This is a genomic window from Flavobacterium piscis, from assembly GCF_001686925.1.
Taxonomy (GTDB): Bacteria; Bacteroidota; Bacteroidia; order Flavobacteriales; family Flavobacteriaceae; genus Flavobacterium; species Flavobacterium piscis.
This window is the reverse complement of sequence record NZ_LVEN01000046.1, coordinates 174,126-190,689: the sequence shown is the minus strand read 5'-3', so window position 1 is coordinate 190,689 and position 16,564 is coordinate 174,126. Positions and strand designations below refer to the sequence as shown.

Below are 16,564 nucleotides of genomic sequence, written 5' to 3'. Positions count from 1 at the left end.
AGGTCGCGCAAGTTTACAAAATACAATTGGCATTACCTTACGGGAAAACGTAAAAGCAGGTGGTTTTTTATATGCGGAAAAAGTTTAAAGATAATTTAAAAGCTTTTTTGATAATCAAAATAGAGATGGATCTTTAATTAATGTTTTTACAACCGTTTTAGAGTTTCTTAAATGTTAAGTCAAAAATCATAACACAGTGTTAATCGTTAGTTTTATGTAACAAAAAATCATAATTTAGGCCCATATTTTAACTTTTATTAAAAATAGATACATGAGTCCTATAAAAATAAATACTTTATCTGCCTTTGCATTGCTTGTATTTGCAGGTTGTAACACTACTTTACAAGCACAAGCTTCTGCTTCGAAAGAGTTGATTACTGCTCCTTTAGCAGTTATTAAAAAAGCACCTCTTAGCGAAAACGAATTAAAAAGATGGAGTCATCTTGATTTAATCAAAGATTCGATTCCGGGAATGAGTGTTGACAGGGCTTACGCCGAATTATTACAAGGGAAAAAAGGCGTGAAAGTAATTGTAGGGATCGTAGATTCTGGTGTAGATATCGAGCACCCTGATTTGCAGGGAATGATCTGGACTAATCCTAAAGAGATTCCGGGTAACGGAATTGATGATGATAAAAATGGTTTTATTGATGATGTTCACGGGTGGAATTTTCTTGGAGATGCCGTTCACGAAAATCTTGAATTGACACGTATTGTCAAAAAGGGAGATGATGGATCAGCACAATACAAAGCAGCTTTAGCACAATACGAAGAAAAATCTAAAAAAGTTTTAGAAGACAAAGAACAAGTAGACTTTTTAATCGATGTGCATAATACAATCAAAAAAGAGTTAAATAAAACAGATTATAAATTAGAAGATCTAAGCAAAGTTACTTCGACTGACCCAAAAGTAGCGAGAAGTAAAATGGTGATGACTCAAATTTTGACCAATGCAGGACCAACTTTTAATCCTGAAGCAGAATTAGAAGATTATAGAGAATCAGTTTACGATCAGTTCAATTATAATTTGAATAAAGAGTACGACGGAAGAAAAATCGTAGGTGATAATCCGGAAGACATCAAAGACAATCATTACGGAAATAATGTTGTTTTTGGCCCAGATAAAGAAAAAGCATTGCACGGAACTCACGTTGCCGGAATTATTGCACAAATTCGTGGTAATGATTTAGGCGGAGACGGAGTTGCAAACAATGTAGAGATATTGACAGTGAGAGCAGTTCCTGACGGAGATGAGTACGATAAAGATATCGCTTTGGCAATTCGTTATGCAGTTGATAACGGAGCAAAAGTAATCAACGGAAGTTTCGGAAAAAGTTTTTCTCCGCACAAAAAATGGGTTTACGATGCTATAAAATATGCAGCTAAAAAAGATGTTTTAATTGTACATGCAGCAGGAAATGACGGATACAATATCGATAAAACAGAAAACATTAACTACCCAAATGACTCTGAAGATAACGTAAAAGAATTTACAAATAACGTAATCACAATTGGCGCAATCAATAAAGCATACGGAGAAAATGTTGTAGCTCCGTTCTCAAACTTCGGAAAAATAAATGTTGATGTTTTTGCTCCGGGCGAAGAAATTTATGCAACTGTTCCTAATAATAAATACAAATATTTGCAAGGAACTTCGATGGCGTCTCCAAATGCGGCAGGAGTTGCAGCATTGATTCGTTCCTATTATCCAAAACTAAAAGCAGTTCAGGTAAAACAAATTTTAATAGATTCAGGAGTAGCACTTCCATCAATGGTGATTTTAGGTGAAAATCCAAATCCCAACGAAAAACCGGTAGCAGTTTCTTCTGCAGAATCATCAAAATCTGCTAAAATGGTAAATGCCTATAATGCTTTGTTGATGGCAGAAAAAATGTCAAAGAAATAAAAAACACAAAATAGTAACCTGATGGAAGAGTGGCAACTCTTCCATTTTTATTGAAAAAATGATGCGAAAAATAATACTACTTTCCTTTTTAAGTTTGGGTTTAAACTCAGCATTTGCACAAAATGCTCCATATTGGCAACAGCATGCTGATTACAAAATGGAGGTTGCCATGGATGTAAAAAACTATCAGTACAAAGGGAAACAAGAATTAGTGTATACCAATAATTCTCCTGATACTTTAAAAAAAGTATTTTATCATTTATTTCCAAATGCATTTCAGCCGGGAAGTGAAATGGATGCACGTTTGCATTTTATAAAAGATCCTGACGGAAGAATGGTAACCAAAATAAAAGGTGCCGACGGAAAGGAAACAAAGCAAAGCCGAATTGAAACTTTAAAACCAAACGAAATAGGGTTTCTAAAAATCAGCAACTTAAAACAAGATGGTGTAACGGCTCAAACCAGAGTTTCAGGAACAATCCTGGAAGTAACTTTGGCGAAACCAATTTTACCTAATTCGAAAACTACTTTTACCTTAGATTTCGACGGACAAGTTCCTGTACAAGTTCGTCGTTCAGGACGTAATAATTCTGAAGGAGTAGCACTTTCAATGTCACAATGGTATCCTAAATTAGCCGAATTTGATTTTGAAGGCTGGCATGCAGATCCATACATTGCGAGAGAATTTCACGGTGTTTGGGGTAATTTCGATGTAAAAATTACAATCGATAAAGATTATACCATTGGAGGTTCAGGATATCTGCAAGACAAAAACACCATTGGTCACGGGTATGAAGATGCTGGTGTAACGGTTGTATATCCAAAGAAAGCAAAAACATTAACATGGCATTTTATCGCACCAAATGTTCACGATTTTACATGGGCAGCAGACAAAGAATATACGCATGATATCGTAAAAGGACCAAACGATGTCGATTTGCATTTCTTCTATAAAAACAACCCGAAAACGACCGAAAATTGGAAACAATTAGAACCGTTAATGGTAAAAGTAATGGAGTATTACAATCAAAGAGTTGGAGCATATCCGTACAAACAATACTCGTTTATTCAGGGTGGAGATGGCGGAATGGAGTACGCAATGTGTACTTTGATGTTAGGAAACGGAACGCTTCAGGGAATTCTGGGAACTGCAACACATGAATTAGGACATTCATGGTTTCAGCATATTTTGGCTTCAAACGAGTCAAAACACCCATGGATGGATGAAGGTTTTACCACTTATATCGAAGATGGTGCTTTGAATGAATTAAAAGGAGATAAAAAAGAAGTAAATCCGTTTAAAGGAAATTACGCCGCTTATTATCAATTGGTAAATTCCGGAAAAGAACAGCCACAAGGAACTCATGGAGATCGTTACGACGAAAACAGGCCTTACAGTATTTCGGCTTATATAAAAGGAAGCATCTTTTTATCACAATTAGAATATGTAATTGGGAAAGAGAATGTAGATGCGACTTTGAAAAGATATTTTAACGATTTCAAATTCAAACATCCAACGCCAAACGATATCAAGAGAACTGCAGAAAGAGTTTCGGGAGCAGAGTTAGACTGGTATTTAATAGATTGGACTGAGACATTAAATACAATAGATTACGGTATCAAAGACGTTGCAGATAATGCAGGAAAAACGACTGTAAGTTTAGAAAGAATTGGAAGAATGCCAATGCCAATAGACCTAACGGTTGAATATACTGACGGCACTTCTGAAAGTTTCTACATTCCGTTAAGAATGATGAATTTCATTAAACCAAATCCAAATACGAAAGTAAAAAGAACAGTTTTAGAAGATTGGGCCTGGGCGCAACAAAACTATAGCTTTACAATAGACAAAAACAAAACAGCGATCAAAAAAATCACTATAGATCCAAGCGGATTAATGGCGGATGTGAAACCTGCCAATAATGTTTTTGAAGTGAAGTAAAGAATTTAAATTTCAATTAAGATAAAATCCAAAGCTGTTATGGCTTTGGATTTTTTTTGTTTTAAAAAGTTATCAAAAATAGTGTCAATGCTAAATATGATGATATTTACTATTAAAATTCAATAATTAAATTACTATCTTCGAGCCGTTAAAAAAGCAAATGTTAATGATTTTGTGAATTGACATCTAGAACCAAACTAATAAAACTTACCTATTTACAAATGAAAATTAGAAAAATCGGACCCAACAATGATTTGCATGAAATTAATAATAAAAAGAGAAAACCTTATAAAATTATCTTCTTTGCTATAATCATTCTTTCAACAGCAGCTTTTTTTGGCTTTAAATATTTAAAAAAGCCACCTGTTGCTATTTGTTTAGATTCAGATACAAAAGTTTATAACGAATACAAAGACGCTGTTGTACTGATAAAACACAGTTATGGTTATTTTGCAAAAATTAAAGGAAAAGAAATTCAGCTTATTAATCAAGATGTAAAAGAAGAAACAGTTTTTGGAACAGGTTTTTTCGTAGACCGAGAGGGTAAAATAATGACCAACAGCCATGTTTTGCAACCATGGAATTCATCAAATGAAGAGCAGGAAAAAGCAAATACCACTATAAGAAATTTAAAATTAAAGATTGCCTCAATTCTTACCACCGATGTTTCAGAAGACGAGTATCAAAGTTTTATTGAAAGAAACTGGAAAATTGCATCTGCTTATGACGAAAGTGAAGGCGATTATGAAGGTGAAGGTGAAGAAACAAGTGAAGAGCCAGCGGGTGAAGAATTTGTCAGTTCGAATGATACAGAAACAGATACAGCCACAACAGATATTGCAGCTGCTATTCCTGTTAAAGAATATGTATCGAGGGAAGATATTGAAGTATATGTAAAAACTGTAAATATTGCGGTGGCACTTCATGACTCAGATGACCAATGGCTTAGTTGCGAGATCGAAAAAGTTTCAGAAGATACCAATATTGATTTAGGTATTGTACGACTAATAGATTATACAACTCCCCAAAGTGTTGCAAATATCATCAATCTTGACAATGCGGTTAAGGATGATGCCTCTTTAAATCCCGGACAAAAAGCAATAATGGTGGGCTATCCTTTGGGAATGGATTTGGCAAAGACAGATTCAGGTATAAAAGTGCAGCTTTATGACGGTAAAATAAGTAAAGAATCCGACGGGAATAAAATTCAGTACAGTATCACTTCTACGCATGGTGCCAGTGGTGCACCGGTATTTAACGAGTGCGGTCAGTTGATCGCAGTCAATTTTAGCGGAGTAGATGAGGTACAGGGTTTTAATTTTGGAATTGTCGCTAAGCATATTAGTACGTTTTAATTATAACCACTTAAAAACTTATTGTTTTTTCTCCTTTATAATCAAACAAAAAAACCAATTTTTTTAATATGAATAAAGTTTTTACCATCTGTGCAATAATGTTTTATAGTGCAGTTTTTTCTCAAATTCCAACTCTGGATGTAGAAAATCAGAAAAAAAATTCAGTAATCCTGCAAGAAGTAAAAATTGAAACCAAAATTTTAGGGAATCTTGCATCAACTACTGCAACTTATGTATTTTACAATCCTGGTGACAGAATTTTAGAAGGAAATTTTACACTTCCGTTACCGGAAGGAGTAAGTATAAGCGGCTATGCGTTAGATATCAACGGAAGTTTAAGAGATGCAGTTCCTGTTCCGAAAGAACGCGCTAAAGAGGTATTTGAAAGTATTGAAAAAAGAAATATAGATCCCGGTATTATTGAAAAAGTAGCGGGAAATAATTTTAGAACCAGAATTTATCCAATTACGGCCAGAGGTACCAGATTCATTAGGATTACATACCATCAGGAACTGAAAAATTTCGACAGCGATTATCAGTATTTTTTAAGTTTTGCCAATGCAGTCAATATTCCAAAATTTAATTTGAAAGTATTGGTGAATGAAAGTCTGGCAACTCCTAAGATTACGGAAAATCCAGATGGAAGTTTTGCTTTTCAAAAACAAGGCAATCAATGGGTTGCTGAGATTAATAAAACGAATTTTACACCAAATGAAAATCTTAAAATAACTATTCCAAAAGTAAACGAATCAAATGTATTGCTTCAAAAAACTTCCGGTGATAAATTTTATTTTGCAGCGAATGTTTCGACTGATTTCCCTGTAAAGGAAAAATCAAAATCTCATAAGATTGCCATTATTTGGGACAATTCATTTAGCGGATCAAAGAGAAATCGTCAAAAAGAGTTTGACTTTCTAAATGCTTATTTTTTAGAGAACAAAGATGTTTCGGTATCTTTTGTCCTTTTAAGTAATGTTCTGGAAAAAACAGAAGAATTTACTGTTTCGGGTGGAAACTGGAGTGCCTTAAAAAATAGAATTGTTGATTTAAAATATGATGGTGGAACCGACTTTGGTGCACTAAAAGAGATTTCAGGAATAGAAGAATATCTTCTATTTTCTGATGGAATTTCAAATTTTGGAGATTTGACTTTAAAATTCAAAAAACCTGTAAATAGTATTGTAAGCACGCCTACTTCTGATTTTAACCTTCTAAAACTTTTAGCATCACAATCAGGTGGAAACTTTATCAACTTGAATGAATTAGATACTCAGTCTGCTCTAAAAACATACAATAAACAGCCTGTTATATTTTTAGGATTTAAAGAAAGTGCTGCTATTCAGGAATTATTTCCAAATGTGGGAACGGTAGTAAATCAACCGGTGAATATATTTGGAATTTCATCTCCAAATTTGGGCAAGCTAACTGCTCTTTTTTCTGTAGGAAATAAAAAATTTGAAGTGCCCGTAGATTTCAATACTGCCGTGCAAGTAACTAATTGGCCAATTGCGCAATTTTGGGCACAAAGAAAAATTAATGATCTTGAACTAAATTCAACTCAAAACCGTGATGAAATCAGAAATTTGAGCGAACAGTTTGGCGTAGTAAGTAAAAACACCAGCCTTATTGTATTGGATGACGTAAATGACTATGTGCGTTACGGAATTAAACCACCTCAGGAATTATTATCTGAATACAACAAAATTGTTTCAAGAAACAAAAAAGAAATTTTAGAGAAAAGAAAAAACCTTCTGTCCAAATCTTTTGACATAACGCGTGAACTGGTAGCCTGGTGGAATACCGAATTTAAACCTGTCGAAAAAAAGCAGTATCCTAAGATTTCTAATCAGTCGCAAAAAATGTCAGGACAAGAAAGTATTGCTAGCGACAATGCTGTATATTCTGCAGAAAGTAACTCCGTTGCCGATAAAACAAAATCTACAGGTAAAATAACTTTGGTAGAAGTAGAAAGCAACGAAGAGTATATGAAAGATTTTCAGAATTTACAGTCTTCTGAATTAATCTACCAAAAATACCTTGAAAATCGTCCTAAATATGAAAAGCTGGTAACGTATTATTTTGATGTATCTAAATTGCTGTTCAAAAAAGGAGACAAAGCGCTTTCTCTAAAGGTTTTAAGTACGTTAGCAGAGCTTGATCTGGAAAATGAGGAATTATACAAAACGATATCTTATCTATTGAAACAGAGAGGTAATTATGAAAAAGAATTATGGATTACCCAGAAAATTCTGGAATGGAGACCTTTCGATTCTCAAAGCCACAGAGATTATGCATTGGCCCTGATTGATAATAAAAAACCTCAGGAAGCCCTGAATGTCTATAAATCGATGCTTTATCAGGAATATACAGATGAAATTTCAGTAAGAGACAACGGTATAGAAGAGATTTTGATTATGGAAATTAATAATATTCTGAGCCAGAATAAAAATGTTGATGCAAGCAAAGTTGATGATCGTCTAAAAGCAAATCTACCGGTAGACATTCGAGTTGTAATTAACTGGAATAAAGACAATACAGATATAGATCTTTGGGTTACAGATCCAAGAGGAGAAGATTGTTCCTATTCGCATAAATCTACAGAAATTGGAGGAAGATTAAGTAATGATTTCACTCAGGGTTTTGGTCCTGAACAGTTTTTACTAAAAAAAGCAATCAAAGGGAAATATAAAATTAAGACCAATTTTTTTGGAGAGAGACAGAATATACTTTCCGGACCAACAACAGTAATGGCAGAAGTATATTTGTACTATTCTGATGGAAGACAAGAACGTAAAATTGCTGTTTTCCAAAGTCAGAAAGAAAATAAACGCGAAAACGACAGCAAAATTCTGATTGGAGAATTTGAATTTTAGAAAAAAGTACAAACAAAAAAATACCGAAGGTTAATTAACGCTTCGGTATTTTTTTTGTTTAAAATTTTCTGCTCGACAAAAAGTTTTTTATGTAAGCTAAGATTCGTTTATCTTAAATGCTCCAACATATCTTTTGTCATCGATTCAAGATCAAAGGTATGATTCCAGCCCCAGTCTTCTCTTGCAGATGAATCATCGATACTTGCCGGCCAGCTGTCCGCAATTTTCTGACGGAAATCAGGCTCATAAGTAATCGTAAATTCAGGAATATGTTTTTTAATTTCAGCAGCAATTTCAGTAGGAGTAAAACTCATTGCAGCCAAATTATAAGATGAATGTATTTTGATATCTTCAGCAGGAGCTTTCATGATATTGATAGTAGCTTCAATTGCATCATCCATATACATCATCGGCATTTTTGTTTCAGAGGATAAAAAGCATTCGTATTTTTTATCGGCAATAGCCTTATAGAAAATATCAACTGCATAATCTGTAGTTCCGCCACCCGGAGGTGTAGACCAGCTAATTAAACCAGGATAACGGATGCTTCGAACATCAACACCATAAATGTTATGGTAATATTCGCACCACCTTTCACCCGCTTGTTTGCTGATTCCGTAAACCGTCGAAGGTTCCATTATTGTGTATTGAGGCGTATTTTCTTTTGGAGTTGTAGGTCCAAAAACGGCAATACTTGATGGCCAGAAAATCTTTTTTATTTTTTTTGCTTTCGCTAAATTCAAAACGTGAAATAACGAATTCATATTCAAATCCCAGGCAAACGCAGGATTTTTTTCGGCTGTAGCCGATAAAAGTGCCGCCATCAAATAAATATCGGTAATTTGATGCACTTCGACAAGATGTTCGATTTGGTTAAAATCTAAAGCATTGACCACTTCAAACGGACCCGAATTAACAACGTCAGTATTTAATTTTCGAATATCAGACGCAATTACATTGTCTGTACCGTATAATTTGCGCAGTTTTTGAGTCAGTTCTGTCCCAATCTGACCGCAAGCGCCAATGATCAATATTTTTGGATTCATTTGTAATGTTTTTTTAGATGTACAAATATAACGTTTTCGCAAATATTTTTACTTTTCATTACAACAAATTATAAATTTAACAATGATGAAGATGCTTTTTTGGATTATTCTCCGTTGAGGTGTTTAATTATTTTTACCGCAAAGCACGCAAAAGGTTTCTACCGCAAAGAGCGCAAAGATTTTTTATCTTACAGTAAGTTTAGAAAGCACAAGTTCGCAAAGCTTTGCGTTGAACCAGCTTTGCGAACTTGTGCTTTTATAAAACGACTTAAATTATAAAACTTTGCGCTCTTTGCGGTTAAATTTTCCAGCCAAAAAAACAACCATGATTTATAGAATCTTTAGCAAAAAACAGCATTCGTAATTGTAAATTTACTTTGTAACTTTGTAGCTTAATGTTTTACCAAATGAAATATAAAATATCTCTTTTTCTGCTTTTTGTTTTTGTATTGAATTCATGCCAAAATGAAGACGAAAAACGTCGTGCTGAAAATGAAAAAGAAGCTAAAAAAAAGGAAGTTATTTTTAATAATATCAATAAAGGATGGGTATTTATTGACGAGCCGATCAATGAAATTTCAGAACAAAAAGTAAGTTCATGGAATGAATGGCGCGAATTTTTAAAAGAAATTGGTGATAAGCCCAGAAAAACAATCGGAGCTTTCCAGAAAAAGTCAAGGGCGATTTCAAAAAAAGCGATGGCATTAAATAGCAATATTCCCGCAGAATTTAATGTACCTGCCATAAAAAGCCGAATTTCTATTTTGATCACCAAAATCAAAATGATGGATTTATTTATTCATTTAAATCAGATTCCGGCTGATAAAGTGACTTTTTTAGTGGGAGACATCAATAAAGAATTAGTGTCTTTACAAAGACAAATGGATAATATTTTTGTAAAAAGTAAAATTCCGAAAGAGCAGGGAGAAGAAGATTTCCTTAAAATGTTAGATACGACACGTGCGATTCCGAACTCTAGTACAGTTCCAGTTCCGGTTCAGGCACAAAATTTAGATAAAAAATTACAGAGAGTTGAGTAAAAACGCCTTATATACAATGTATGATAATCTGCCAAAAAATCAGCAGATTGCCACACAATTATTAGAACAAAATCAGATAAAAATGCATCTTAACGGATTGTTAGGATCTGCAGTTTCATTTGTTTTACGCGCTGTTTTCAAAAAAACCGAGTTGCCTTTTTTAGTTATTTTAGACAATAAAGAAGAAGCTGCTTATTATTTGAACGATCTAGAACAAATGATCGGTGAGCAGGATGTATTGTTTTATCCAGCTTCATTTCGTCGTCCGTATCAAATTGATGAAACAGACAATGCGAATGTTTTGCTTCGCGCTGAGGTTTTAAACCGAATTAATTCTCGCAAAAAACCAGCCATAATTGTTACGTATCCGGAAGCGCTTTTTGAGAAAGTAGTGACGCGCCAGCAATTAGATAAAAACACGTTGAAAGTCGCTTTGAACGATAAAATTTCGATCGATTTTATCAACGAAGTTTTGTTCGAATACGAATTCAAAAGAGTTGATTTTATTACAGAACCGGGAGAATTCTCTGTTCGTGGAGGAATCGTCGATGTCTTTTCTTTTTCAAACGATCATCCGTACAGAATTGAATTCTTCGGAAATGAAGTCGACAGCATCAGAAGCTTTGATGTAGAAACCCAATTATCGGTAGAAACCCATAAAAAAATCACGATTATTCCGAATGTTGAAAATAAGATCTTTCAGGAAAACCGTGAAAGTTTCTTGGATTATATTTCAGAAAAAACCGTTCTTTTTATTCAAAATACCGACGGACTTTTTAGTCAGTTAGACAAACAATTCGCAAGAGCCGAAGAAGCTTTTGGGAAACTTTCGGGCGAAATAAAACACGCTACGCCTGAACAATTATTTTTAAATCAAAGTTCGTTTATCAAACGCGCTTTGGATTTTTCGATAGTAGAATTGGCTTCAAAGTCAATTTTTAAAACCACTAAAAATTTTGAATTTCATTTTCAGCCACAGCCTTCTTTCAACAAACAATTTGATTTGCTGCTAAATAATCTGAGCGACAATCATTTTAACGGCTATAAAAATTATTTGTTTTGTTCGAATGAAACGCAGGCAAAACGTTTTCATGATATTTTTGAAACCTTAGACGAAGCCAATTCAGAGAATATTCGCAAGCAATATCACACTATTGTATTGCCTTTGTACCAGGGTTTTATTGACGAAGAAAATCAAATTACAGCGTATACAGATCATCAGATTTTTGAACGTTATCATAAATTCAACATCAAAAACGGCTATTCTAAAAAGCAGAATATTACGTTGAAGGAATTGACCGCACTTTCGGTTGGTGATTATGTAACGCATATCGACCATGGAATTGGTAAGTTTGGCGGTTTGCAGAAAATTCAGGTGGAAGGCAAAACGCAGGAAGCCATAAAACTGGTTTATGCTGATAATGATATCGTTTATGTGAGCATTCACTCGCTGCATAAAATCTCAAAATACAACGGAAAAGACGGAACGCCTCCAAAAATATACAAATTAGGATCGAACGCCTGGAAAATTTTAAAACAAAAAACCAAAGCGCGCGTTAAACATATTGCTTTCAATTTGATTCAGTTGTATGCAAAACGCCGTTTAGAAAAAGGTTTTCAGTTTGCACCTGACAGTTATCTGCAAAACGAATTAGAAAGTTCGTTTATTTATGAAGATACGCCAGATCAAACCAAATCAACGCAAGAAGTAAAAGCCGACATGGAAAGCGACCGCCCAATGGATCGTTTGGTTTGTGGCGATGTTGGTTTCGGTAAAACCGAGGTTGCCATTCGTGCTGCTTTTAAAGCGGTTGACAATAGCAAACAAGTCGCGATTTTAGTGCCTACCACGATTTTAGCGTACCAGCATTACAGAACTTTTACAGAACGATTGAAAGATATGCCGGTTTCAATTGGTTATTTAAACCGATTCAGAACAGCAAAACAAAAAACACAAACCTTAAAAGATTTAGCCGAAGGAAAACTGGATATCGTCATCGGAACACATCAATTAGTAAACAAAAATGTGGTTTTTAAAGACCTTGGTTTATTGATTGTCGATGAGGAACAAAAATTCGGTGTAAACGTAAAAGACAAATTAAAAACGATCGCTGCAAATGTTGATACACTAACATTGACGGCAACGCCAATTCCGAGAACACTTCAGTTTTCGTTAATGGCCGCGCGCGATTTATCAGTAATTACAACACCTCCGCCAAACCGTTATCCAATTGAAACCAATGTTGTTGGATTTAATGAAGAAATAATTCGTGACGCCATTTCATATGAAATTCAGCGAAACGGACAAGTTTTCTTTATCAATAACCGAATCGAAAACATAAAAGAAGTGGCCGGAATGATTCAGCGTTTGGTACCAAATGCCAGAGTTGGAATTGGCCACGGACAAATGGAAGGAGCCAAACTTGAGGAATTAATGTTAGGCTTCATGAACGGCGATTTTGATGTTTTGGTGGCAACCACGATTATCGAAAGTGGTTTGGATGTACCAAATGCCAACACGATTTTCATCAATAATGCCAATAATTTCGGATTGTCAGATCTGCATCAAATGCGTGGTCGAGTAGGGCGAAGCAACAAAAAAGCATTCTGTTATTTCATCTGTCCGCCGTATTCTTCTATGACTGAAGATGCCAGAAAACGTATTCAGGCTTTGGAACAATTTAGCGAACTCGGAAGCGGTTTCAACATCGCCATGAAGGATCTTGAAATTCGTGGTGCCGGAGATTTATTAGGTGGCGAACAAAGCGGTTTCATCAACGAAATTGGTTTTGATACGTACCAAAAAATAATGAACGAAGCCATCGAAGAATTAAAAGAAAATGAATTCAAAGATTTATATCCTGAAGAGAACGATATTGAAACGAAGGAATATGTAAAAGATTTACAAATTGATACCGATTTTGAGTTGTTATTTTCGGACGAATACATCAATAATGTTACCGAACGTCTGAGTTTATACAACGAGTTGGGTTCTGTAAAAAATGAAGCCGAACTGGTTATTTTTCAAAACAAATTAATTGACCGTTTCGGCCCAATGCCTCCTCGCGCCAATGCCTTGATGAATAGCATTCGTATCAAATGGATTGCAACCAATATCGGAATCGAGAAACTAGTGATGAAGAAAGGAAAAATGATTGGCTATTTTGTTTCAGATCAGCAATCTGATTATTATCAGTCTTCTAAGTTCAGAAAGGTGCTGCAATTTGTACAAAAATATAGTAACCTTTGCACAATGAAAGAAAAACAAACGCCAAATGGTTTGCGACTTTTGTTAACTTTCGAGAATGTAAAATCTACTAAACGGGCTTTGGAATTGATGGAAATGTTGGGCGAGTAATTGTTGAAATTTGTGGCGAAAAAATCTTAAGTTTTATTTATCTTTTATTTAAGAAAAATCTTAGAACTAAAAGTTTTCTTTGATCAAAATTTTCAAAGGAACTTTTATATGCACTATCAATTAATTTTACTGTTTTTATTTTTGGGATTAGCTTCACTCTCAGCTCAGGAAAAGAGCAAAATAATTATAAAGGATACTTTAAAAACAGAAACGATTGATCCGCTTCGCCCTGAAAAAGCAGCTTTTTATTCGGCTATTTTGCCTGGTTTAGGTCAGATTTATAATAAAAAGTATTGGAAAGTCCCTTTGGTTTACGGAGCAATTGGCACTAGTACTTATTTTTATATAGATAGTAATAAAAATTATAATCTTTACAGAGACGAATATAAAAACAGGCTTGCAGGAAATCCAAGTGATTCAGAATATTTGGCTGGTTTAAGTGAGAGTCAATTGCTTGTCGCTCAAAAACAATTTCAAAGAAACAGAGATTTATCTGCTCTATTTTTAGTTGGGTTTTATGTTTTGAATATTATTGATGCTAACATTGATGCTGCTTTATCACAATTTAATGTAAGTGAGAAACTGGTCTTTATGCCAGCAATTAATAGAAATACTATTACATCAAAAAATGATTTTGGTGTTGCTTTAAATTATTCATTTTAAAAAAGGCTGCCACGAATTTTCCGAATTTTCACAAATTTTTATATGAAGCAAACCGAATTTAATTCGTGTAGATTTGTGCCAAAAAATAATAAAAATGCCGGATGAAATTTTTCATCCGGCATTTACTTTTAAAAATTAATTCGTGCTAATTCGTGCAATTCGTGGCGAAAAAAATTATATCTTTTTCAGTCCCTTTAATTCTGATGCATTTCCTTCCTTAACACTAATAGCAACACCTCCGCCCGGAGCTAAATATTGTTTTAAAATTGTTTTTGAGGTTACAACAACTTTAGTGACAGTATATTTCTGTGGATTTTTATCCCAGTTGGCTTCTTTAGCATCTGCATAAATTGTTGCGATGAATTTTTTGCCGGCAGGTAAATAATCAAATGTGATGTTGGCAGTTCTTGCATTTTCGTCTGTGATTCCTCCCACAAACCATGCGTCTTTTCCTTTAGCTTTACGGGCGATTGTGATGTAATCTCCAGGTTCAGCTTCCAGAATATAACTGTTATCCCAATCGACAGCAACATCTTTAATGAACTGAAAAGCATCTGGAAAACGCTCGTAATTCCCCGGAATATCAGCCGCCATTTGCAACGGGCTGTACATTGTAACATAATACGCCAATTGTTTTACCAAAGTGGTATTGACACGCTGCGTACTTCCTGTTCCGTAATACGAAAGATCAGTTTGGAAAATCCCCGGAGTAAAATCCATTGGGCCTCCCATCAATCTTGTAAATGGTAAAATCGTAGTATGATCTGGATTCAATCCTCCCATTGATTCAAACTCCGTTCCTCTGGCTGATTCTTGTGCAATCCAGTTTGGGAAAGTTCGGTGCAAACCTGTTGGACGAACTGCTTCATGACTGTTAATCATGATTTTATAATCGGCGGCACGTTTGGCTACATTGATGTAATGATTCACCATCCATTGCCCGTCATGGTGTTCGCCACGCGGAATAATTTTACCTACATATCCTGTTTTTACTGCGTCGTAACCGTTGTCATTCATAAACTGAAAAGCACGATCTAAACGACGCTCATAATTTGTTGCAGATCCTGAAGTTTCGTGGTGCATGATTATTTTAACTCCTTTTGAAGCCGCATATTCATGAACTGCCTTAACATCAAAATCAGGGTAAGCAGTAACGTAATCAAAAACTTCTTCTTTCCAGTTTCCAATCCAGTCTTCCCATCCAATGTTCCAGCCTTCGATCAAAATTGCATCGAAACCATTTTTAGAAGCAAAATCAATATATTCTTTTGCACGTTCTGTTGTAGCTCCGTGTTTTCCATTCGGCGTAAGCTTCGTAAAATCATCAGTCAATTTTACATTATTTTCTTTTCCGAAAGCCCAGGTACTTTTTCCGGCAACGAAATATTCCCACCAAATTCCGATGTATTTTACCGGTTTGATCCAGGAAACATCTTTGTAACTTGTCGGTTCGTTAAGATTCAGAATTAATTTTGAAGCCAAGATTTCAGTTGCTTTATCGCTAACAACAATAGTTCTCCAAGGCGATTGGGCATCTGTCTGCATATAACCTTTTGCACCCACTGCATCTGGCGCCAAATGACTGCGCATTTTGTTGTTTGCAGCATCAACTTCAAGATACATCGCCGGATAATTGATTAAACCTGCTTCGTGAATGTTGATGTACAAACCGTTATCAGATTTCATCATAGATGGCGTTTGAACAGCAAGTTCTTTAATTGGCCATTGCGAATTGATTTCGATCGTCGCTTTTTTCATTAACGAAGGAATCTCAGAAATTTTTGATGTTGTATAAGCGTATTCGTTGGTGTCATAATCTCCCGGAATCCAGAAAATTTTATGATTTCCGGCCAAATTAAATTCAGAACGTTCTTCTTTAATCACAAAATAACTCAGGTCATTTTGCTTTGGAAATTCATATCTAAAACCTAATCCTTCGTTGAATAAACGGAAACGAATGCGGATGTATCTGTTGTTGTTTTTTGCTTGCGCTAAAGTGACAACCAATTCGTTATAATGATTGCGAATCGTTTTTTCTTCTCCTAAAACCGGATTCCAATTTTCATCAACAGAAGATTGTGCTGTATTGGTAACAGTAAAACCATCCATAAAAGACGGCAGATTTTGAAGTTCTAAACCCAAAGAACTTGCTTTTATAACTGCTTTTTGTTTGTATGATAATTGATAAGACGGGATTCCGCCTTCTTTTAATTCAAATTTTAAGGAAAGATTTTTGTCTGGTGAATTGATTTCCTGTGCGTGAATCCATAAGGAATTTACACAGACAAAAAGTAAAAGCGCTAGTTTTTTGCTCAAACGAATTTGAAGCGGCATTTTGTGGGATTGAAAATTCATTGTTATTTAGTTTTTTGCAAATCTAA

At 34.8% G+C, this 16,564-nt stretch carries 9 protein-coding genes; 7 read left to right on the top strand and 2 right to left on the bottom strand.

What is annotated here, in order from left to right; all coding sequences use genetic code 11:
* Positions 1-271 precede the first annotated feature (271 nt).
* The 4 genes from FLP_RS21910 to FLP_RS21895 all read left to right on the top strand — a co-directional run bounded on the left by FLP_RS21910 (position 272) and on the right by FLP_RS21895 (position 8,076).
* Positions 272-1,906 carry a S8 family peptidase gene (locus FLP_RS21910; RefSeq protein ID WP_065451630.1) on the top strand — a complete coding sequence of 545 codons (1,635 nt, stop codon included), beginning with the start codon at positions 272-274 and terminating at the stop codon, positions 1,904-1,906.
* 61 nt (positions 1,907-1,967) lie between these two features.
* Positions 1,968-3,848: a M1 family metallopeptidase gene (locus FLP_RS21905; protein ID WP_065451629.1), complete on the top strand. Its 1,881-nt coding sequence runs from the start codon at positions 1,968-1,970 to the stop codon at positions 3,846-3,848.
* A 221-nt stretch (positions 3,849-4,069) separates the two neighbouring features.
* Positions 4,070-5,203 carry a S1 family peptidase gene (locus FLP_RS21900; protein WP_065451628.1) on the top strand — a complete coding sequence of 378 codons (1,134 nt, stop codon included), beginning with the start codon at positions 4,070-4,072 and terminating at the stop codon, positions 5,201-5,203.
* A gap of 68 nt (positions 5,204-5,271) precedes the next feature.
* Positions 5,272-8,076, top strand: coding sequence for a VIT domain-containing protein (locus tag FLP_RS21895; RefSeq protein WP_065451627.1), 2,805 nt, complete (start codon positions 5,272-5,274; stop codon positions 8,074-8,076).
* A 107-nt stretch (positions 8,077-8,183) separates the two neighbouring features.
* Here the strand turns inward: FLP_RS21895 and FLP_RS21890 are convergent, their stop codons facing one another.
* Positions 8,184-9,122: an L-threonine 3-dehydrogenase gene (locus FLP_RS21890; RefSeq protein WP_065451626.1), complete on the bottom strand. Its 939-nt coding sequence runs from the start codon at positions 9,120-9,122 to the stop codon at positions 8,184-8,186.
* A gap of 407 nt (positions 9,123-9,529) precedes the next feature.
* Here FLP_RS21890 and FLP_RS21885 point away from each other — a divergent pair, with 407 nt between their 5' ends.
* From FLP_RS21885 to FLP_RS21875, 3 genes are all read left to right on the top strand, one after another.
* Positions 9,530-10,162, top strand: coding sequence for a hypothetical protein (locus tag FLP_RS21885; RefSeq protein ID WP_065451625.1), 633 nt, complete (start codon positions 9,530-9,532; stop codon positions 10,160-10,162).
* Complete coding sequence (gene mfd / locus FLP_RS21880) at positions 10,155-13,520, top strand: transcription-repair coupling factor (protein ID WP_065451624.1); 3,366 nt, start codon at positions 10,155-10,157, stop codon at positions 13,518-13,520. The genes FLP_RS21885 and mfd overlap by 8 nt, the downstream gene beginning before the upstream one ends.
* Positions 13,521-13,628: 108 nt before the next feature.
* A complete protein-coding gene (locus FLP_RS21875) occupies positions 13,629-14,183 on the top strand; it encodes a DUF5683 domain-containing protein (RefSeq protein ID WP_065451623.1) in 555 nt (184 codons plus the stop codon).
* A gap of 174 nt (positions 14,184-14,357) precedes the next feature.
* On the opposite strand, the gene FLP_RS21870 is transcribed toward FLP_RS21875, so the two are convergent.
* Positions 14,358-16,538, bottom strand: coding sequence for a glycoside hydrolase family 97 protein (locus FLP_RS21870; protein WP_065451622.1), 2,181 nt, complete (start codon positions 16,536-16,538; stop codon positions 14,358-14,360).
* Positions 16,539-16,564: the final 26 nt, after the last annotated feature.

Excerpts from the sequence above, each read along its gene's own strand:
- FLP_RS21910 (WP_065451630.1), top strand. The coding sequence starts at position 272 with ATGAGTCCTATAAAAATAAATACTTTATCTGCCTTTGCATTGCTTGTA.
- FLP_RS21905 (WP_065451629.1), top strand. The coding sequence starts at position 1,968 with ATGCGAAAAATAATACTACTTTCCTTTTTAAGTTTGGGTTTAAACTCA.
- FLP_RS21900 (WP_065451628.1), top strand. The coding sequence starts at position 4,070 with ATGAAAATTAGAAAAATCGGACCCAACAATGATTTGCATGAAATTAAT.
- FLP_RS21895 (WP_065451627.1), top strand. The coding sequence starts at position 5,272 with ATGAATAAAGTTTTTACCATCTGTGCAATAATGTTTTATAGTGCAGTT.
- FLP_RS21890 (WP_065451626.1), bottom strand. The coding sequence starts at position 9,122 with ATGAATCCAAAAATATTGATCATTGGCGCTTGCGGTCAGATTGGGACA.
- FLP_RS21885 (WP_065451625.1), top strand. The coding sequence starts at position 9,530 with ATGAAATATAAAATATCTCTTTTTCTGCTTTTTGTTTTTGTATTGAAT.
- FLP_RS21875 (WP_065451623.1), top strand. The coding sequence starts at position 13,629 with ATGCACTATCAATTAATTTTACTGTTTTTATTTTTGGGATTAGCTTCA.
- FLP_RS21870 (WP_065451622.1), bottom strand. The coding sequence starts at position 16,538 with ATGAATTTTCAATCCCACAAAATGCCGCTTCAAATTCGTTTGAGCAAA.